12 protein-coding genes are annotated in these 19,782 nt (G+C 72.1%); 3 read left to right on the top strand and 9 right to left on the bottom strand.

What is annotated here, in order from left to right; genetic code table 11:
• The first annotated feature begins 225 nt into the window (after positions 1-225).
• Complete coding sequence (locus ACWGO0_RS05350) at positions 226-4,035, top strand: multifunctional oxoglutarate decarboxylase/oxoglutarate dehydrogenase thiamine pyrophosphate-binding subunit/dihydrolipoyllysine-residue succinyltransferase subunit (protein ID WP_453528278.1); 3,810 nt, start codon at positions 226-228, stop codon at positions 4,033-4,035.
• A gap of 82 nt (positions 4,036-4,117) precedes the next feature.
• Here the strand turns inward: ACWGO0_RS05350 and fxsT are convergent, their stop codons facing one another.
• The 8 genes from fxsT to ACWGO0_RS05310 all read right to left on the bottom strand — a co-directional run bounded on the left by fxsT (position 4,118) and on the right by ACWGO0_RS05310 (position 17,553).
• Positions 4,118-7,117 (bottom strand): FxSxx-COOH system tetratricopeptide repeat protein, encoded by a 3,000-nt coding sequence (fxsT, locus tag ACWGO0_RS05345; protein ID WP_453528274.1) that lies wholly within the window; start codon positions 7,115-7,117, stop codon positions 4,118-4,120.
• 91 nt (positions 7,118-7,208) lie between these two features.
• The gene (locus ACWGO0_RS05340; protein WP_453528271.1) at positions 7,209-8,594 is read right to left on the bottom strand and encodes an aKG-HExxH-type peptide beta-hydroxylase; all 1,386 of its coding nucleotides are present in this window, start codon (positions 8,592-8,594) and stop codon (positions 7,209-7,211) included.
• Positions 8,591-9,772, bottom strand: coding sequence for an FxsB family cyclophane-forming radical SAM/SPASM peptide maturase (locus ACWGO0_RS05335; RefSeq protein WP_453528268.1), 1,182 nt, complete (start codon positions 9,770-9,772; stop codon positions 8,591-8,593). The genes ACWGO0_RS05340 and ACWGO0_RS05335 overlap by 4 nt, the downstream gene beginning before the upstream one ends.
• A gap of 231 nt (positions 9,773-10,003) precedes the next feature.
• Positions 10,004-10,216 carry an FxSxx-COOH cyclophane-containing RiPP peptide gene (fxsA, locus tag ACWGO0_RS05330; RefSeq protein ID WP_453528265.1) on the bottom strand — a complete coding sequence of 71 codons (213 nt, stop codon included), beginning with the start codon at positions 10,214-10,216 and terminating at the stop codon, positions 10,004-10,006.
• A 112-nt stretch (positions 10,217-10,328) separates the two neighbouring features.
• Positions 10,329-13,721, bottom strand: a complete 3,393-nt coding sequence (locus ACWGO0_RS05325; RefSeq protein ID WP_453528262.1) for an SAV_2336 N-terminal domain-related protein — start codon at positions 13,719-13,721, stop codon at positions 10,329-10,331.
• A gap of 7 nt (positions 13,722-13,728) precedes the next feature.
• Complete coding sequence (locus tag ACWGO0_RS05320) at positions 13,729-14,754, bottom strand: AAA family ATPase (protein ID WP_453528259.1); 1,026 nt, start codon at positions 14,752-14,754, stop codon at positions 13,729-13,731.
• A 94-nt stretch (positions 14,755-14,848) separates the two neighbouring features.
• Positions 14,849-16,927: a VMAP-C domain-containing protein gene (locus ACWGO0_RS05315; protein ID WP_453528256.1), complete on the bottom strand. Its 2,079-nt coding sequence runs from the start codon at positions 16,925-16,927 to the stop codon at positions 14,849-14,851.
• Positions 16,928-16,983: 56 nt separating this feature from the next.
• Positions 16,984-17,553 carry a CU044_2847 family protein gene (locus tag ACWGO0_RS05310; RefSeq protein ID WP_453528253.1) on the bottom strand — a complete coding sequence of 190 codons (570 nt, stop codon included), beginning with the start codon at positions 17,551-17,553 and terminating at the stop codon, positions 16,984-16,986.
• A 171-nt stretch (positions 17,554-17,724) separates the two neighbouring features.
• Between ACWGO0_RS05310 and ACWGO0_RS05305 the strand changes: the two genes are divergently transcribed.
• Positions 17,725-17,910: a DUF6104 family protein gene (locus ACWGO0_RS05305; protein ID WP_003966321.1), complete on the top strand. Its 186-nt coding sequence runs from the start codon at positions 17,725-17,727 to the stop codon at positions 17,908-17,910.
• 15 nt (positions 17,911-17,925) lie between these two features.
• On the opposite strand, the gene ACWGO0_RS05300 is transcribed toward ACWGO0_RS05305, so the two are convergent.
• On the bottom strand, positions 17,926-18,768 hold the full coding sequence (locus ACWGO0_RS05300) for a hypothetical protein (RefSeq protein ID WP_453528249.1): 843 nt from the start codon (positions 18,766-18,768) through the stop codon (positions 17,926-17,928).
• A gap of 156 nt (positions 18,769-18,924) precedes the next feature.
• Between ACWGO0_RS05300 and ACWGO0_RS05295 the strand changes: the two genes are divergently transcribed.
• On the top strand, positions 18,925-19,782 hold the full coding sequence (locus ACWGO0_RS05295) for a DUF4097 family beta strand repeat-containing protein (RefSeq protein WP_453528246.1): 858 nt from the start codon (positions 18,925-18,927) through the stop codon (positions 19,780-19,782).

The raw sequence follows: 19,782 nt of genomic DNA, 5'->3' as shown, positions 1-19,782 counted from the left end.
TGTACTTCCCCGAGTGGGTGCGGCCAAGTGGCCGTAACCGCTCTGTCGCGTACCCGAAGTGCAGCGGAACCCCGCTTGTTTCCCGCCATTTCCTGCACCGAAACCCGGCTTCCGATGTGACTTGCGCGACGAAGACCGGCCCGGCCTGCGCGTAACGGCTGGGGAGGCGTAGCCTTGATTTCCGCTGTCCATCACCTTGTGAAGCGGAAGAGGGCGGTTGCCGCCGTGTCGTCTCAGTCCCCCAGTAACTCGAGCATCTCGACCGACCAATCGGAGCAGGGTAAGAACCCTGCCGCCGCATTCGGCCCCAATGAGTGGCTCGTCGACGAGATCTACCAGCAGTACCTCCAGGACCCCAGTTCGGTCGATCGCGCCTGGTGGGACTTCTTCGCCGACTACAAGCCGGGCACGCCCGGCACGGCGGAAAAGCCCGACGCCGCAGCCGCGGGGGCTGCGGTGACGCCGGCCCCGGCCGGACCCGCACCGACCCAGATCACCACCGCTGCCCCGGCAGCGCCCGCGAAGGCTCCGGCCCCGGCACCCGCCGCGCCCGCAGCCGCCGCTCCGGCGCCCGCTGCCCCGGCGGCTCCGGCGAAGCCCGCGGCCACTCCGGCCGCGCCCGCCGCTCCCGCTCCGGCGAAGGCCGCCCCCGCGGCCGAGGCCACGGGCGGACCCGAGTACGTGACGCTGCGCGGCCCCTCGGCCGCCGTGGCGAAGAACATGAACGCCTCGCTGGAACTGCCGACGGCCACGTCCGTCCGCGCCGTCCCGGTGAAGCTGCTCTTCGACAACCGCATCGTCATCAACAACCACCTGAAGCGCGCCCGGGGCGGGAAGATCTCCTTCACCCACCTCATCGGGTACGCGATGGTGCAGGCCCTCAAGGCCATGCCGACGATGAACTACTCCTTCGCGGTCAAGGACGGCAAGCCGACCCTGGTCAAGCCGGAGCACGTGAACCTCGGCCTGGCCATCGACCTGGTGAAGCCGAACGGCGACCGCCAGCTGGTCGTCGCGGCCATCAAGAAGGCCGAGACGCTCAACTTCTTCGAGTTCTGGCAGGCGTACGAGGACATCGTCCGCCGTGCCCGCGTCGGCAAGCTCGGCATGGACGACTTCACCGGAGTCACCGCCTCGCTGACCAACCCCGGCGGCATCGGCACCGTTCACTCGGTGCCCCGCCTGATGCCCGGACAGGGCCTCATCATGGGCGTCGGCGCGATGGACTACCCGGCGGAGTTCCAGGGCACGTCGCAGGACACCCTGAACAAGCTGGGCATCTCGAAGGTCATGACGCTGACCTCGACGTACGACCACCGGGTCATCCAGGGCGCCGCCTCCGGCGAGTTCCTGCGGGTCCTGAGCCAGCTCCTGCTCGGCGAGAACGGGTTCTACGACGACATCTTCAAGGCGCTGCGCATCCCCTACGAGCCGGTCCGCTGGCTCCGGGACATCGACGCCTCGCACGACGACGATGTCACCAAGGCCGCGCGGGTCTTCGAGCTGATCCACTCCTACCGGGTCCGCGGCCACGTCATGGCCGACACCGACCCGCTGGAGTACCGCCAGCGCAAGCACCCCGACCTCGACATCACCGAGCACGGCCTCACCCTGTGGGACCTGGAGCGGGACTTCGCGGTCGGCGGTTTCGCCGGCAAGACGATGATGAAGCTCCGCGACATCCTCGGTGTCCTGCGCGAGTCGTACTGCCGCACCACCGGCATCGAGTTCATGCACATCCAGGAGCCCAAGGAACGCAAGTGGCTCCAGGACCGGGTGGAGCGTCCGCGCCCCGCTCCGGAGCGCGAGGAGCAGCTGCGGATCCTGCGCCGCCTCAACGCCGCCGAGGCGTTCGAGACGTTCCTGCAGACCAAGTACGTCGGCCAGAAGCGCTTCTCGCTGGAGGGCGGCGAGTCCGTCATCCCGCTGCTCGACGCGGTCATCGACTCCGCCGCCGAGGCCCGCCTCGACGAGGTCGTCATCGGCATGGCCCACCGCGGCCGGCTGAACGTCCTGGCGAACATCGTCGGCAAGTCGTACGCGCAGATCTTCCGGGAGTTCGAGGGCAACCTCGACCCGCGGTCAATGCACGGCTCCGGCGACGTGAAGTACCACCTGGGCGCCGAGGGCACCTTCACCGGTCTCGACGGCGAGCAGATCAAGGTCTCGCTGGCCGCCAACCCCTCGCACCTGGAGGCGGTCGACCCCGTCCTGGAGGGCATCGCCCGCGCCAAGCAGGACATCATCAACAAGGGCGGTACGGACTTCACGGTCCTGCCCGTCGCGCTCCACGGCGACGCGGCCTTCGCGGGCCAGGGCGTCGTCGCCGAGACGCTCAACATGTCGCAGCTGCGCGGCTACCGCACCGGCGGCACCGTGCACGTGGTGATCAACAACCAGGTCGGCTTCACCGCCGCCCCGGAGTCCTCGCGCTCCTCGATGTACGCCACCGACGTGGCGCGCATGATCGAGGCGCCGATCATCCACGTCAACGGTGACGACCCGGAGGCCGTGGTCCGCGTCGCGCGGCTCGCCTTCGAGTACCGGCAGACGTTCAACAAGGACGTCGTGATCGACCTCATCTGCTACCGCCGCCGCGGTCACAACGAGGGCGACAACCCGGAGTTCACCAACCCGCAGATGTACACCCTGATCGACAAGAAGCGCTCGGTGCGCAAGCTCTACACCGAGTCCCTCATCGGTCGCGGCGACATCACGCTGGAAGAGGCCGAGCAGGCGCTCCAGGACTTCCAGGGCCAGCTGGAGAAGGTCTTCGCGGAGGTCCGCGAGGCCACATCCGCGCCGTCCCAGCCGCACATCCCGGACGTCCAGGCCGAGTTCCCCGTGGCGGTGAACACCGCGGTCTCCTCGGAGGTCGTCAAGGCGATCGCCGAGTCGCAGGTGAACATCCCGGACGAGATCACCGTCCACCCGCGTCTGATGCCGCAGATGCAGCGTCGCGCCGCCTCCGTGGAGAACGGCACGATCGACTGGGGCATGGGCGAGACGCTGGCCATCGGCTCGCTGCTGATGGAGGGCACCCCTGTCCGGCTCGCCGGCCAGGACACCCGCCGCGGCACGTTCGGCCAGCGGCACGCGGTGCTCGTCGACCAGAAGACCGGCGAGGACTACACCCCGCTGCTCTACCTCGCCGAGGACCAGGCCCGTTACAACGTCTACGACTCGCTGCTCAGCGAGTACGCGGCGATGGGCTTCGAGTACGGCTACTCGCTGGCCCGCCCGGAGTCGCTGGTCATCTGGGAGGCCCAGTTCGGTGACTTCGTCAACGGCGCGCAGACCGTCGTCGACGAGTTCATCTCCTCGGCCGAGCAGAAGTGGGGCCAGACCTCCGGCGTCACGCTGCTGCTGCCGCACGGCTACGAGGGCCAGGGCCCGGACCACTCGTCCGCCCGCCCGGAGCGCTTCCTCCAGATGTGCGCGCAGGACAACATGACGGTGGCCATGCCCACGCTGCCGTCGAACTACTTCCACCTTCTGCGGTGGCAGGTGCACAACCCGCACCACAAGCCGCTGATCGTCTTCACCCCGAAGTCGATGCTCCGCCTCAAGGCGGCGGCGTCGAAGGTGGAGGAGTTCACGACCGGCGGATTCCGCCCGGTCATCGGCGACGACTCGGTGAGCGCCGAGGCCGTCCGCAAGGTCGTCTTCTGCACCGGCAAGGTCTACTACGACCTGGACGCCGAGCGCGAGAAGCGTGGCATCACGGACACGGCGATCATCCGCCTGGAGCGTCTGTACCCGCTGCCGGGTGCCGAGATCCAGGCCGAGATCGCCAAGTACCCGAACGCCGAGAAGTACCTCTGGACCCAGGAGGAGCCGGCCAACCAGGGTGCGTGGCCGTTCATCGCGCTCAACCTGATCGACCACCTGGACCTGGCCGTCGGCGCCGACGTCCCGCACGGTGAGCGCCTGCGCCGTATCTCCCGGCCGCACGGCTCGTCCCCGGCGGTCGGCTCGGCCAAGCGCCACCAGGCCGAGCAGGCTCAGCTGCTCGCCGAGGTGTTCGAGGCCTGATCAGCCGCTGTACGAACCGAAGGCCCGGTTCCGTGAGTCGTCTCACGGAACCGGGCCTTCGGCCTGTCGCTGGTGCGTCCGGTCAGATCGTCTGCGGCTCGAAGTCCCAGAACGGCCGGTTGCGCGAGCGGGCCGACACGGTGTGGACGTGCTGCGCCCCGAGGGTCGCCCCCAGGTCGCCCAGGGCCTCGGTCTCGACCTTCTCCGCCCGCACCCGGTCCCGCAGGCCGCGCAGGTCCGCCGCGTGCGCGACCCTGGCGGACAGGGTCAGCGGGTGGGTCCTGCCGAGGGCTTCGGTGGCCCGGGTGACGGTGAGCTCGGTGAGCGCGGCGGCGGACTCCGGGTCGCCCACCAGGTTGCGCAGCGCCGAGGCGTTGATCGCGCAGCCCAGGGTCCAGGGGTGGTTCTCGCCCACGGACCTCGTCATATCGGCGAGGGCCTGTTCGATGAGGTGGAGTGCCTGGTCCCGCTCGCCGACGTTGCGCAGGATCAGGGCGTGGTTGGAGCGGGTTCCCGCGAGGTACGGGTGGCCCTCGCCGAGCATCATCAGATACCCGTTGATGACGTAATCGCTTATGGTCCTGGCCTGGTCGATGTCGGCGTGCTCGCGGGCGAAGCAGCTCTGTCCGGCCGCGAACATCAGGGTCAGCGGGCTCTGTTCGCCCAGGACCCGCTCGCCTCGTTCGAGGACCCGGGTGAACGCCTCGGCCGCCTTGCCGCGGTCGCCGGAGCGGTAGCGGCAGAGCGCCAGGTTGAATTCCGCGAGCAGGGTCTGCGGGTTGTCCTCGCCCAGTGCGATCCGGTGCACCCGGGCGCTCTGTACGAGGAGCGACTCGGCCTCGTTGTAGCGGCCGAGGAGCCGCAGGTCGGTGGCGTAGCCGATCTCGGACTTGAGGATCCACCCGTGCCGCGCCTTCAGCAGCTGGCGGCGGGCCTCCAGGGTGCGCCGGTTGAGCTCCAGGGACTCCTCGTACCGTCCGAGCAGGCGCAGTGAGACGGCGAGGTTGTTCTGGGCGTTGACGGTACGGGCGTCCTGATCGCCGAGGACTTCGCGGTAGGAGCCGAGAAGCCACGTGGAGAGCTCCAGGGCCTCGTCGTAGCGGCCGAGGCCGCGGAGGTCGGCGGCGAGACCGTTGGCGGCCCGCAGGTGCTCCAGGTCCTGCACCCCGCGTTCGGCGCGCAGATGGTCGACGACGGCCCGCTCCATGGCCTCCGTCCCGGCGTAGTCGCCCACGGCCCGCAGCAGGTTGGCGTAGTTGTAGCTGAGGTCCCACACCCGGGGGTGGGTCTCGCCGAGCAGCTCCCGCCAGGCGGTCATGGCGCGTTCGCCGAGCTTGATGCCGGCGCGGTACTCCCCGGAGAAGTACATGTAGCGCAGGCAGTTGAGGACCAGGCTCTGTACGGCGGGGTCCTTGCTCTCAAGGACCTCGGCCCACTTCAGGTGCGGGGCGATCTCGGCGTACGCGGGCCAGTACACGGCGTCGATGGGGCGCCCGGGGTCGGCGGCGGCCAGGGCCTTGCGTACGACGTCGATGAACTCCTGGCGGTCCCGGGCGGGCATGTCGGAGCCGACGATCTTGTGGACCATGCGGTGCAGATAGATCGACTCACCGGAGGACGCGGCCTCCTCGACGGAGGACTCGTGGGACTCCAGCCGGACGACCGAGTACTGCCGCAGCTGGCCGATCGCACGGTTCCACAGCAGTGGATCGTTCATCAGACCGGAGAGCTGCTCGGGCAGATCGCCGGGCGGCATCTCCTTCAGGAGCCGTACGGGGATGGATCCCGGGGCGAAGAAGCTGCACAGCCGCAGCAGGTCGACGGACTCGGGGACGGTCTCCCTGAGCTTGTTCAGCAGTATCGACCAGGCGGTCTGGAAGGCCAGCGGGAAGTCGGCCGACACCTTGACGACGTCCTGGTCGATGCCGCCTTCGAGGAGTTCGATGTACTCCGCGACGGACATGTCGGAGTCGTTGAGCCAGCCGGCCGTCTGGTCGAGGAGCAGCGGAAGGTCTTCCAGGGCGTTCGCCAGCTGATCGGCCTCGGTGTGCGTCAGCCGCGGGGCGCGGCGGCGGATGAACGAGACCGATTCGTCGCGGTCGTAGACCGGAACCTCCACCAGGTGGCTGTTGTGCTCGCGCCACTCCGGGTTGCGTGAGGTGATCAGGACATGTCCCGGGCCGGTCGGTACGAGGTCCCAGATCTGGTCGGGTTCGTCGGCGCCGTCCAGGATCAGCAGCCAGTGGGAGTGCGGCTGACCGCGCCGCAGCGAGTCACGGACGGCGCGCAGTCGCTCGCCGTACTCGGCGCCGGTGGACAGGCCCAGTTCCGGGGCGAGTTCGGCGAGGCGCTGGCGGTAGAGGGCGCGGCGGTCGGCGGGCACCCACCAGACCACGTCGTAGTCGGAGCCGAAGCGGTAGACGTACTCCGCGGCCAGCTGCGTCTTGCCCACGCCCGACATGCCGTGCAGCGTGACGACACCCGCACCGGGGCCCGCGCCCTGGAGCGCGTGGTACGCCTCGCTGAGCAGGGCCTCGCGGCCGGTGAACCGGGTGTTGCGGCGCGGCACCCTGCTGCTCCACACCTCGGGGGTGTCGGCCGGGAACCGGGGTCCGGGCCGCCCGCCCTCCGTGCGGGGCAGCGGCTCCGTGGGCAGGCCGAGGTGGGCGAGCATGCGGCGCTCCGCCTCGTCCTCGCCGACGTTCGTCAGATCGGCGGCCCCGAAGACCGACGTGGCGCCGGGCAGCGCGGATGTGGTCACGGAGACGGCGGCGAAGCGCCCGGCGTCCGGGGCAACGACCGTGCGCAGCGCGCGGTTCCACTCGTCGTGGCTGCGGGGTCCGAGCTGGAAGTACCAGTCGCTGAGTACGACAAGGATGCGGCCGGGGGCGAGCATCACGTTCCGCAGTTCGTCCTCGAGCGTGGCACCCGCCTGGGGGTCCCAGCGCTGATAGACGACCCGTACACCACGCCGTTCGAGACGGTCGCCGATCCAGGCCGTCCAGGCCCGGTTGAACCCGGCGAAACTAATGGTGACGGATTGCGTCCCCGTTGCTCCAACTTGCTTACGCGCTACGGGCATTCAACCGTCTCCCTGCATCGTTATAAGCCTAATCAACATACACCGACGACCGGACGGGCCCACATGTTCCCGCAAGCCCGGCAGCGCCTGTTCACAGCCGTTTCGAGTCTTTCCTCTGCTGCCATATCACCCGGGCCGTACGGACATACGCCCTCGCCCGTGCCTGATGCCCCGTTGGGGCCGGAGATTCCGCCAGACGGTGGTAGAGCGTGATCAACTCGTTGACGATCACCCGCCCCTCGGATGTCAGGGCCCCGGAACCGGCCAGGACGGGCAGTACGGCACCCACCTGTTCGCGTTTGCGGGAGTGTTCGGACCAGGCCAGGTCACGCTGGTCGGCACGTTCCGCGCCGAGTGCGCACTGCTGCCAGTAGTCGGCGAGGGCGGCGTGCGACACCGCGCCCTGGAGGAGCCCGTCGAACGGGCGCGGGTCGGGGCGCCAGGGCGCGAAGTACCGGGCGTCGGGGCCCTCGTGGTGCAGGGGCGTCATCGCGCTCAGTGCGGCGATCTTGGTGTGCTGGAGCTCGTGCACGAGGGTGGACGCGAAGTGGGCGGGGGTGGCGGGCCTGCTGCTGAGTACGGCGCCGAACGCCTCGCGCCGGGTGCCGCTGCAGTGCGCGGAACTTCCACCGGTCCTGCCGGAGCCGGGCGGCGGGGCGAGGGGCACCACACAGCGCAGCAGGACGGCGGCCTCGGTCAGCCGCTGGTGGCCGCCGGTCCGCAGCTGGGCCGCCACACCCGCCCAGGACTCCGCCCAGCCCAGGCGCGCCGGCCCGTCGAGGCGGACGGCGGCGCTCAGCCCGTGCGGTTCGGGGCTGTCGCCTGCCGTCCGGTACGGGTCGAGGTCGTCCATCGGGACGGGGGCGCCGCCGGCCAGCAGGGGCGGCAGGACGCGTGTAGGCCGCCAGCGCGGGTCCCAGGGGCGGGCGATCCCGGATTCGAGGTGTACGAGGACATCCCCCGCAACCTCCTGACGGAAGGTCAACTGCCCCTCGCCGACGCTGATGTCCACCTGCCCCGGCCCGACCTCAAGGGCTCCGACGGTGGGCAGCACCAGCACGGGCCCCCGTGCGGTGAGCCGTGCGGTGAAGGCCAGCCGGGCACGGATCGCGGCAGCCACCGCCAGCGCCCCCAAGTGGGCCAGATCGGTACGGAGTTCGGGTCCCGGCGCCGATCCTGTGAGGCCGTGCAGACAGCGCAGGGCCCAGGGGCCCACGAGCGGGTAGAGCAGCACGGAGCGGACGGCTGCCCTGTCCGCGCGTTCGGCGGCCTCCAGGAGCGCCCAGTCGGCCGCGACCCGGTCGCGCAGCTCCGGTGGGCAGACCGTGTCCGGCGCCTGGGCCGCCGCGTCGAGCAGGGCGCGCAGGAGCACGAACCGGCGGGTGTCCTGGTCGCGTACGAGCAGGCCGAGGGTGTCCGCGTCGCCCGCCGTGCGGCCGAGTGCGCGGAGCGCGCCTTCGGACAGGGCCGGACTCATGGGCGGTCTCCCGCGGTCGTGGCGGCCAGCCGTCCCGCGATATGGCGGATCAGCCGGTCGAGGTCGGCGCAGTAGACCGAGGGGTTGGTGAAGCCGTGTCCCGCGCGGTAGCGGTGGGCGTAGTGGCCGCCGCCGCAGACCGTGAGCAGCGGGCAGCCGCGGCAGACCGGCGCGAGCGCGCCGGCGCCGGCCTGGCGGGCGGCGACGCCGGGGTGGCGCAGTGCCTCGTCGAAGGTGTGGCGGAAGATGTCGAGTCCGGTGGCCGCCGCCGTGTCGTAGGCGGATTTGAGGGAGTCGACCTGCTCGATCGCTCCGTCGGTCTCCACCACGACGGCGTTGACCGGGTCGAGGCCGAGGGCCTCCGTGGCGGCGGGCAGCCCCAGCAGCAGGGCCAGGCACTCCTCGAAGAGCCGGACCCGGGTCTCGCGGCGTCCGGCGCGCCACCAGCGGTCGAAGACGGCGCACAGCCAGTCGCCGTACGGGGTGGGCCTGCCGGAACCCACGGGCCGCGCCGGGGGCCGTGCGTCGGCGGGCAGTCCGGGGGGTGGCGCGGTCCAGTTGCCGTGCGGCAGCAGCAGGTCAAGGGCCGGAGGGCGCAGGGCGAGCAGCGACTCGTACATCTCGACCGGGTCGGTGCGCGGGTCGACCACGGTGAGGATGCCCGCGTACGCCTCCGGGTGCCGCTCGGCGAGCAGCCGGGCGCCGCGCGAGGCGGCGGGCCAGGAGGGGCGCCCCGCGTGGTCCAGGCGCTGGGTGTTGTGGGCCGCCAGACCGCCGTCGAGGCTGATCCCGACGCGTATGCCGTGCCGGGCGAGGGTGGCGACGCGCGCGTCGGTGAGCAGGGTGGCGTTGGTCTGCACGGTGGTGCGGACGGTGCAGGAGCCGGGGACGCGTGCGCGTACCCGCGCGGCGAACGCGGCGAGCCGGTCCGCGCCTGCGAGCAGTGGTTCGCCGCCGTGCAGGACGAGGGCGACCTTCCGGAGCCCGTGGGTCGCGGCGTGTTCGCCGATGCGGGTGGCCGCCCCGTCCAGGACGGCGGGCGAAGCGGCGGTGGGACGGTCGCGCCAGGTGCTGTCCGGGCCCTCGTACAGGTAGCAGTACCGGCAGGCCAGATTGCAGCGTCCGTGCACTTTGACGATGAACTGTCCGAAAGGGACGGGGTCGGGGGCCGGGGTCACGGGGCCGCCGCACGGCGCCGCGCCAGAGGTAGCCTTCCGGGACACTCCGGCACCCCCATGCTGTCCGGGTCCGCGTACGGCCCTTGGTACGGCCCCCGCCGCCGGTCCGAAGCGAGTATCCCTGGCCTGATGCCGACGCAAACCCGGCTGCGCTAGCGCGTCCTGTTCCCGGGGACTCTCCGGCCGAAACCGACCGGGTAGCCCCTCGAACGGCAAGTGCCGGCGCCCCGTTCAGAAGGCGCTGTCGAAACCCCACAGCGTGTCCCGAGGCTGCTCGGCCCGGTCCCGCAGGTCCGCGACCACCGCGGAGAGCACGGGGTGGTCGAGGGTCCGCAGGGCCGCAAGATCGAGCCCGAGCAAGTCCGGCAGGGCGTCAGGCGCTCTGTCCGTCCCGGCGTGCGACGTCACGTCCGGCGCGGTTTTCTCAACGATCGACTGGTCCATCACGACTCCCCGTTGCTGTCCTGCTCGGTTCGCGGCCGTGCGCCCGCGCACGGGCGCACACCCCTGACGTACTCACCGTCGAACACAGCTCAAAGCGCTCGCCGTTGAACGCTCATTGCCCCAGGGCAAGCAGCCGCCCCTCGGTCGACTCGCCCGACGCACCGCCTCCGTCGGGCAGCTTGCGCCACTCCTGGCGGGCGGCCCTGTACGCATCGCGCGCGGCTCTGGGCCGGCCCGCCTCCTCATAGGTCATACCCCGCCAGTGGTTGGCTGTAGCACCCAACTCCACTGCCTGTTCGCGTTCTTGCTGACCGTCCGGTTCCGCTTCCGCGGTCCTGGCGGACTCGGCCGCGTCACGGAACGCCTCCGCCGCCTCGTCGAGCCGGGCCGGACGCTGAAGGACACGCGAGGCGTCGAGATGGGACCGTCCCAGCGCCAGCCAGCACCGCGCCGCCATCAGCGGATCGCGCGCCTCCTGCGCGGCCAGGCCGAACAGGTGCTCCGCCTCCCGCAGATCCACCCGGTCCTCGGTGGCCCGGTGGCGCAGCATCACCGCACGGCCGAGCGACAGCAGCCGGCCCGCCAATCGCGGGCTGCCCGCCGCCGTCTCCGTACGGCAGTCGCGCAGCACCCGTACGGCCGCGCCGATGTACCGCTTCCCGTCGGGCAGTTCGGCCCGGCGCAGCAGGGCGCTCCCCCATTCCGCGAGGAGGTCGGCGTGATCCTGCGAGTCACGGGGAACACCGCGGGCCGCCCGGGTGAACCACTCGGCGGCCTCGACCAGTTCGGCCGGGTCGCCGCTCTGCTCGTACCGTGCGACATGGACGCGGCCCGCCCTGGTCTGGAGCTGGGCGCGCATCCGCTGTTCCCGTACGGTCTCCAGGGCCTGTTCGATCAGTGTCGCGGCCTCGTCCGGTTCGTCGCCGCAGCTCAGCAGCGCGTCCACCAGGTCCAGCAGGATCCGTACCTGGGTGCCGGTCGTGTGCGGGGCGCCGCCGGGGGAGAACGCCTTGCGCAGCGAGCGGGCGGCCTGGCGGGCGTACACCCGGGACTGTTCGGTGTCGTTGGTCGCCCCGGTCAGCCGCAGCAGGACACGGCCGTGGGTCAGGACCAGACTCGTGGGGCGGTTCTCCTGGTCGGGCCAGACATCGGCGAACGCCTCCAGCATGCCGACGGCCGCCTGGAGCAGGGCGGTGTCACCGCCGAGCCGCCACTGCGCCTCCAGGGCACGCACCCGTTCCAGCGTGAGCCGCAGGGCCTCCGCCGGGTCCAGCCCTGGCGCGGCACAGGCCACGGTGTACTCGCGGTCCGCGCGGCGCAGCAGGTCCAGGGCGCCGCGCCGGTCCCCGCGCCGCCGCCGGTCGTCGGCGGCCGCGTGCAGCACCTTGGCGAGGACGGCCCGTTCGCGTACGGCCCCGGGGTGGGCGGCGGCGCGCTCGGCGGCCTCCTCCGACTCCCGCAGCAGCTCGTTGCCGCCCTGCACCTCCCAGAGCCGCAGCAGACAGCGCGCGTACTCGGCCCACAGTTCGGGGTCGGAGACCGACACCTGGTCGCGGTAGGTGGCGCCGCGCAGCAGCTGCACGGCGTCGATCAGGTACTGCACCATGCTGTCCGACTCGAACTGCCGCATCAGCGCCCGGGCCCGGGCCACCGCCGTGGCGGTCGTCGGGTCGGGGGCGTGGCGCCCGGGCCGCTCGCCGTAGTAGGCGAACTGCTCGGGCAGCGGCATGAACCGCTCCAGGACGCGCGCCGCGACCTCCGCGAAGGGGTGCGGGGCACGGGAGCCGCCGTTCTCCCCGTCGGCGTCCGCTTCGGTGTCCGTTTCGGTGTCGCCGTCCCGCTCGACGCCTCGGCCCGGACGGCCGGTGCGGTACGTGGAGCCCGTTCTCTCGTCGCCGAGTTGCGCGAGGGCGAGCGCCGGGAAGTTCGGGCCCGCCTTTCCGAAGCGCTGCTCGATGTACTCCGAGCAGTGTTTGAGTACGAGCAGGGCCTCGTCCCGGCCGAGCGGGGCGAGCAGCGCCTCCTGGACGCCGGGCGTGAACTCGTACCACTGCCCGTCCTCCGCGCCGTCGTTCCTGCTGCGCGTGAGCAGACCGCTGAGCAGCACCTCGGCCAGCTCGGACGGGCCGGAGTCCGGCAGCATGGTGCGCTGCACCAGCTGCATGACCGGGAGATACAGCGGGGCGGCGGCGAGGTAGACGGCCAGCTGTCCTGCGGCCGGGGAGGCGGCCGAGCGGAACCGGCTGACCAGCTGGAGCGAGGACGGCCGGCTGCCGGTGCGCTGCGGGGCGGCCGCGGGCTGGTCCGCGCGCACCCAGCCGACGGCTCCGGAGATCCGCCCGCCTCCGGTGCCGGCGAGCAGCCCCGCCCAGGCGGCCAGGGCGCCGGCCACGGGTGGCAGTACGGGGACGGCGAGGGCGCCCTCGTGCGCCTTCGGGAGCGCTCCGGGGTTCTCGGCGACCCTGACGACGGCTCCGGCGCTGCCCTCGCCGCGTGACAGGACGCCGTAGGTGACGGGCAGTCCTGTGCGGTTCCACATGCGCTGCGGCAGGGGCTGGAGGACGGCGGTGGGGGCCTGGCGGGCGAGGTGGTGCAGCAGCCGGTGGGCCTGGCCGCTGTGCCAGATCGGGCCGGCGCAGTCGCTGACGAGGACGGTGACCCGGCGGCCCGTGGGGTCGCTGAGCCGCTCCGCGGAGTTCAGGGGGGCGGCGCCCGGGTCGGGGCTGCGGCTCACGGCGGGCGCGCCGTCGGGGCCCTGGTGCAGATAGCGCACCTGAACGTCCCTGAATGCCCCCAACTGGCTGAATATCTGCTGGAATTCGGTGAACATCCGGTCCCAGACCCGCATGGACGAAGAGGCGTCCATGACGAACTGGAGCAGTGCGTCCGCGCGGGCCACGCCCCGGAACACAGGAATGATCAGTCCTCCGGCACGTGCGCTGAGTTCCGCGGTCGCCACCTCGTCCAGGGTCGTGCGCAGGGGCGGTGCGGCGGGCCGGTAACGCTGCAACGGGCGCAGGGCACGCTGGAGTTCGAGCAGGGCGGGCAGGGCGGGAGCCGCCGGAACGCCCAGCGGGAGCGCCGAGGCACCGGCTCCGCGACCGACGCGGGGCGCGTTGCCGCCGGACCGGCCGGGGTCGCCGGAGCCCGGCCCGTGCGGGACCGGGTACAGGGCGATCCGGCGGTCGGGACCCGTGGGTTCCGGCTGCTGCGGAGCCTCCTCCGGCGGCGCGTCCTGCGTACCGTCGCCTTCGGCCCTGCGTTCGGCGGGTGCGGTGGCGGTCGCCCCGCCCGGCGGGGTGACGCGCGCGGCCGGATCCTCGGCGCCGTCGGGTAACGCTCCGGCGACACGGGTCCACCGGGCGAGCCAGAGAGCGTCGCAGAGCTGCTCGGCGTCGGGGTCGAGCCCGCCCTCGCGCAGGCGGGCGACGAGCGCGGTCAGCAGGTGCCCGTCGTAGTGCTCCGGACCCCCGTCCGGTCCGTGCCGCGCCGTGACGTCGGGCATCAGTGCATCACCTCGGCCGGTCGAGTCGCTGGATGAGCAGATCGGCGAGGCGGTCACGGCCGGCCGGGGCGGCGGCGTCGGTGAGATAGATCGCGTTCAACAGCTGGTCGGTCGCGAGCAGTTCACCGCGCGAACGCTCCAGGAAGTGCGTGATCAGGTCGTCACCGGAGCGGGCCGCCTCGTCGCCGAGGTGCGCGCGTACGAACGTGGCGAGACGCTGGTGGTCGGGGCGGCCGAGCTCCAGGTGGATGCAGCGCCTCATGAGGGGGGCGGGGAAGTCGCGCTCGCCGTTGCTCGTGAGGACGATGAAGGGGAATGCCGAGCACTGCACCCGTCCGCCCCTGATCGCGACCTTGTTGCCGTCGTCGTCGAGGACCACGGCCTCGCCGTCGGGCAGCCGGTCGGCGATCCGCTCCAGCTCCGGAATGGCGAACTCGCCCTCCTCCAGCACGTTGAGGAGGTCGTTCGGCAGGTCGATGTCGCTCTTGTCCAGCTCGTCGATGAGCAGCACCCGCGGCCGGTCGGAAGGCAGCAGCGCCGTGCCGAGCGGCCCGAGCCGGATATAGCTGCCGATGCTGTCGGCCGGATCGGTCCCGGCCGCCGCGACGGCCCCGCCGTGCGCGGCGATCTGGACGTCCTGGAGCCGGGCGATGGCGTCGTAGTGGTACAGCCCGTCGAGGAGCGTGGAGCGGCTGACGATGGGCCAGCGCAGCACACGGCCCAGGCCCAGTTCATGGGCGACCGAGTGGGCGAGGGTGCTCTTTCCCGCGCCGGGGCTCCCGGTGACCAGGAGGGGCCTGCGGAGATAGAGCGCGGCGTTGATCATTTCGAGTTCCTCGGCGCCCGGCCGGTGCAGCTCGGCCATGTGCCGGTGGCTGCCGAGCCGCCGGTCGGCGGAACCGTCCGCCTCGCCGTCCGCGGGTGTCCCGCGCCCGGCGAAGTCCCGCCAGGGCGGCGGCTCGGGCAGCCGCCCTATCCCCTCGTGCGGTTCGCCGGCCCCTCGGTAGATGAGCCACTCACTGGGTTCACTCATAGCGTTCCTCGTCGTCGCTCGTCCACCGGGGCGGCCGTTGCCAAGCGTGCTTCACGGTAGCGATCCGATGCACGCACCGTAAGGGGCGGGCCGGTCATGGCGCCTCCAGGAGCTGCTCGGATCCGGGCAGGGGGTGGTGCGGGTCGTCGTAGTACAGCGTCACACCGTCCGACCAGTACGTCTCAATACGGCCCGCATGGACACCTTTCCTCAACTCATGCAGTTTGTAAGGCAATTGCTCAGTGGCGCGAGTTTCGCCAACGGTGTCGGCGGCACGCCGGTGGAACTCCGTACACACCGCTCCGCCCTCTCCGCCGCGCCGTCGCCACAGCGCCACGCCGAAGCCGCCGGCCAGCAGCCGGTCGAGCCCCGCCGCGGCATCGGGCCGGGTGTCCGTGCCGTAGTGGCACAGCAGAGGGACCGTGCCGTACGCCAGAGTGCGCAGTTCGTCCGGCTCCGCAACGCGGACCTTGATGCCGCCCTCGCAGTCGAGCGTCTCGGCGCGCATCACGGCCGCCCCCGTCCGGTTCCAGCGCGCCTTGCGCTCCTTCAGCCACTCCTCGCTCCTGGGCAGCTGGTCGGAGCAGCGGACGACGACGGGGCGTACGGCTCCGAGCGGCGGATCGCCCGGCGACAACCGCCAGTTGTCGACGTCCAGACCGAGCAGCGACCGGCCTACGGCGACCTGGAGCACGGCGAGCCCGTCCGGCTCGTCGCAGCGCCGGAACGCCTCGGCCAGCGGCGCGGCGAGCCGGCCCGGCAGGTCGGCCAGGGCGGTGCCCCGGACGTCCTCCTCCACGGGCAGGAAGTCCCCGATGGTGTCGCCGACGCTGATCCGCCAGTCGTAGCGGCCCTGCTCCCAGCCGCGCAGCTCCAGCGCCAGCAGCACGAAGAGCCGCTCCCTGCGCCTGGCCGGTTCGGACGGCGCCACGGCGGGCCTGCGGTGCTCCATGTCCGGGCGGTGGCGCGCGGCGCTCCACAGCACGGCCAGCTCTTTGCGGAAGCTTCTGGAGAGATGGTCCTCGGCCATCCTGCGGACCCACTCCCACAGGTTGCGCTCGGCGGCCGCGGCGGACGGGAAGCCGTAGGGCCGCTCGGCGGCGACGACCGCCATGCAGTAGCGCAGGATCAGTTCGAGCGCGCCGTCCCCGTCGCGCGCCTCGTACAGCGCGCCGAGCCCGTCGCGCCAGCCGCGCGGGGCGGGGCGGTGGTCGCGCGAGTGGACGTCCGGGAGGCCGTCCAGGAGGTCGAGCAGGTCGCGGGTGCTGACGGGCGGCGGGAATTCGGCGAGCCGGCCGAGCAGGTCGATGCGCTGTTTCGGGCTGAGCGCGCGTCCCGGCCTGACGGGGAGTTCGCTCTGGGTGTCGGCCCAGGTCCGTTCGGTACTGGCGGGGCTGTTGTGCCGGTCCGCGTGATAGCGGTCGTGGGCGTGGAAGACGGCTTGATAGGTATCGGCGGGCGGGCCGTCGGCGGTGGCGGCGCGTATGGGTGCCGCGCCGGGTACGGACGTGGCGCCGGGTACGGGCATGGTGCGCAGCCGCTCGATGCCGATGGCGGTCCCGCCCTGCTCGCCCTCGAGGCGTGACTTGAGGACGCCGACGACCTCGCCCCGGGCCAGGTCGACGACGGGGCCACCGGACATCCCGGGCTCCAGCCAGTCCCCGCCCAGCCGGATCTGCTGCTCGGCGTCGGCCGGCCCGCCGAACATGCCCTTGACCGTGCAGTCGCCCGTCACCGCCGCGAGCTGCCCGTCGCGCGGACCGGTCCAGCCCACGTAGTGGACGGTGCCGCCCGGCAGCATGGCGGCCGGGCGCTCCGTGACGTACACACAGGCGTGGTCGACCGGCCGCAGCAGGCGGATCAGGGCCAGGTCGGGAGCGGCCCAGCCGACGGGGGGACGGAGTCCCTGGCCGCCGGGCGCGCCGGGACCGGACTCGGGCAGCGTCGCGACGACCGTCCCCGCGACGGACGTCTCGGCGGCACTGTCGCGGTCGGCCCGGAACACCACGTCCACTTCGCGCCCCTCCCCCTGCATCGCGACGTGCGCGCATGTGAGGACCCAGCTCGGGGCGATGAAGAAGCCGCTGCCCAGGAAGCCTCTGCCGGTTCCGTCAGGGGCATACCCGGGGTCCGGCCGATGGATGCGTACGGTCGCCGCCATCACGAGGTTCATCAGGGCAAGGGTGGTGCGGTCCCATCCGCCCTCTGCGCCCCCTCCGGCCGCCCCTGTCATGATCCGCCGCAGCCGGGCGCGGGCTCCTGGCCCGGATGCGCCGATGCGCCGGTGGGCGCACCGGCGTCCGGCCCGGCGTCGGGTGCGCCCGCGGGGCGCGCGGGCGTGGGCGGGTTCGGTGGGGCCGGCGGCGCGGGCGGGGCCGCCGGGGGCGGTGGCGGTGCCTGCGCGGGCACGGGCACGGGCGGAGTGATCGGCGGGTCGACGACCGGCCCACCGCCGTTCCAGGTGAGCGTGACCTTGATGCCGCCCTTGGCCTCGCCGTCCGCCAGCAGCCCGACGACCTTGCCGGCCTTCGCCGTGAGCTCGATGCCGAACTCCACACTGACCTCGTCGGGCCGCACGGCCCGCAGCGGCTCGGCGAGCGACCGCGCGACGCTGGTCACGATCCCCGTCAGACTCTCGACCCTGGCCTGCACCTGATCGACCAGGTCCGGGTAGCCGATGTCCTTGTAGGCCAGACCGCCCCCGGGACGCTCCAGTTCCTCGGCCCCGGAGATCCGCGCCCAGACCGGCGTTCCGTCCGGCATCTCAATGCGCGTAATACGGGCCTCACTGTCACCCATGACACCCCCCGTTCCCCAACTCCCGGCAGGTTAGCGGGAGTACGCGACCGGTGCGAGACACACAGCGCAGGACGCCGGGGTGCCGGGGGACGGTTCCCGGCCATGTTCCGCCCCCGCACGCCATACCCTGGTGGGGACCATCACCGTCCTCACCCGGAGCGAGCGCAGCACATGTATTTCACCGATCGTGGCATCGAGGAGCTGGAGAAGCGGCGCGGCGAGGAGGAGGTCACCTTCGAGTGGCTGGCCGAGCAGCTGCGTACGTTCGTCGACCTCAACCCCGACTTCGAGGTCCCGGTCGAGCGCCTCGCCACCTGGCTGGCCCGGCTGGACGACGAGGACGACGAGGACGCGTAGGCGGACGATTAGGCACTAGCGGGTGCTGCCGTCCTCCGCTTCGTCCCTGATCCGGTTGTAGGCGAGCCCCAGGGCACCCTGCGCCACCAGCACCGCACCCGCCACGAGCCAGCCGCCACTGCGCCGCCCGGCGCCTGCCACCAGCAGCGGGACACCCACGACGAGCTGGGCGGCGGCGATCGCGCGGGCCCTGGGGCCGCGCACCCACGGGCCGAGGCTCCCGCGCTCGACGGCGTCGAGTTCGACGCGTACGGCATCGCGCCAGCCGGCCCATTCGATCCGTTCCGCTTCGCGCTGGGCACCGGCCACGGAGCGCAGCCGGTCGGCGGGTTCGCCGGGGCCGAGTCCGGGCGGGAGGGCCACCCCCGTACGGGCGAGGACGGCGAGCAGTCCGCGCAGCCGGGCATCGGCGTCCGCGTCGGGGTCCGGGAGGGTCAGCGCCTCCAGCGACTGGACGTCCAGGACGGGGTCGAGGCCGAGGCGGGCCGCGAAGGTACGCATGGCCTCGTCCTCGCCGACAGGGGTGCCGTCGGCGAGCCAGACGTAGCCGACGGGGCGGCGGAATCCCGAGGCGAGGGTGCAGCCGGCCCGGTCGCCGTCCCACCACAGGGCGATAACCGGCCAGGTGGAGCCGACCGCGAGTGCGGCGGCCCAGCCGCCCAGAACCCGGTCGACGGGCTCTCCTCCATCACCGCCCGGCCCCTCGCCCAGCCAGGGCTTGCCCTCCGGTACGAGCACGCTCCAGTCGTCACCGGCGGGCGTGAGCACCATCGGCTCGCGCAGGAGGTGCGCGGGTGGGCGTACGTTCCCCGGGTCGGCCCGGCACAGCAGCAGCGCTCCTACGGGTGTCGCGTTCATGCCTCACACGCTAGGGCAGTTTGCCCACATTCGGTGCACTTTATCGACCGAACCCCACGCCTCGACCGGCCTTGACTTCATCGATCCGCGATATATCGTGTTCCACAGGAGACGCGATATGTTGCGTCGATCCGCACCCGACGGAAGGTCAGATCCATGCCGGTGTCGACGTGGGCCATCGCCGCGCCTCGCAAGCTCGCCTTCGACGACCCGGTGACGGCGCTGCACGTGCGCATCGTCAACGGCGCCGTCAACGTGGTCGGCACGGAGGAGAAGCACGCCAGGCTGGAGATCTCGGACGTCGAGGGACCACCGCTCGTCGTGACCCAGCAGGACGGCATCCTCACGGTCGCCTACGAGGATCTGCCCTGGAACGGCTTCCTCAAGTGGCTCGACCCCAAGAACCGCAGGCGCAGCGCCGTCGTCTCGCTCGCCGTACCGGCCGGCTCGTCCGTGGAGGTCGGCGTCGTCGGCGCCGGAGCTGTCGTCTCCGGCATCCGGGGGCGTACGGAGGTGCGCGGCGTCAGCGGCGACACCACCCTCGTCGGCCTCTCGGGCACGGTGCGCGGCGAAACGGTCTCCGGAAGCCTGGAGGCCCAGGCCGTCACCGGCGACCTCCGCTACCAGTCCGTGTCCGGCGATCTGACGGTCGTCGACGGCGCCGGAAGTTCCGTACACGCCGAATCGGTCAGCGGCGCCATGGTGCTCGATCTCGACCCGTCCGGGAAGCCCACCGACATCCGGCTGGCCACGGTCTCCGGCGAGATCGCCATCCGGCTGCCCCATCCCGCCGACGCGAAGGTCGAGGCGAACACCGCGAGCGGCAGGGTCTCCAACGCCTTCGAGGATCTGCGGGTGAGCGGCATGTGGGGTTCGAAGAAGATCACCGGAACGCTCGGCGCCGGCACGGGAACGCTGCGCGCGACGACCCTCTCCGGCTCCATCGCCCTGCTGCGCCGCCCACCGGCCGAGGACGGTCCGTACGACACCGAGCCGACCGGAAAGGTGCTCTGA

It is taken from the genome of Streptomyces sp. NPDC055749 (assembly GCF_053617235.1).
Note: the sequence above shows the minus strand (reverse complement) of the source record. Positions and strands in the feature narration are given on the sequence as shown.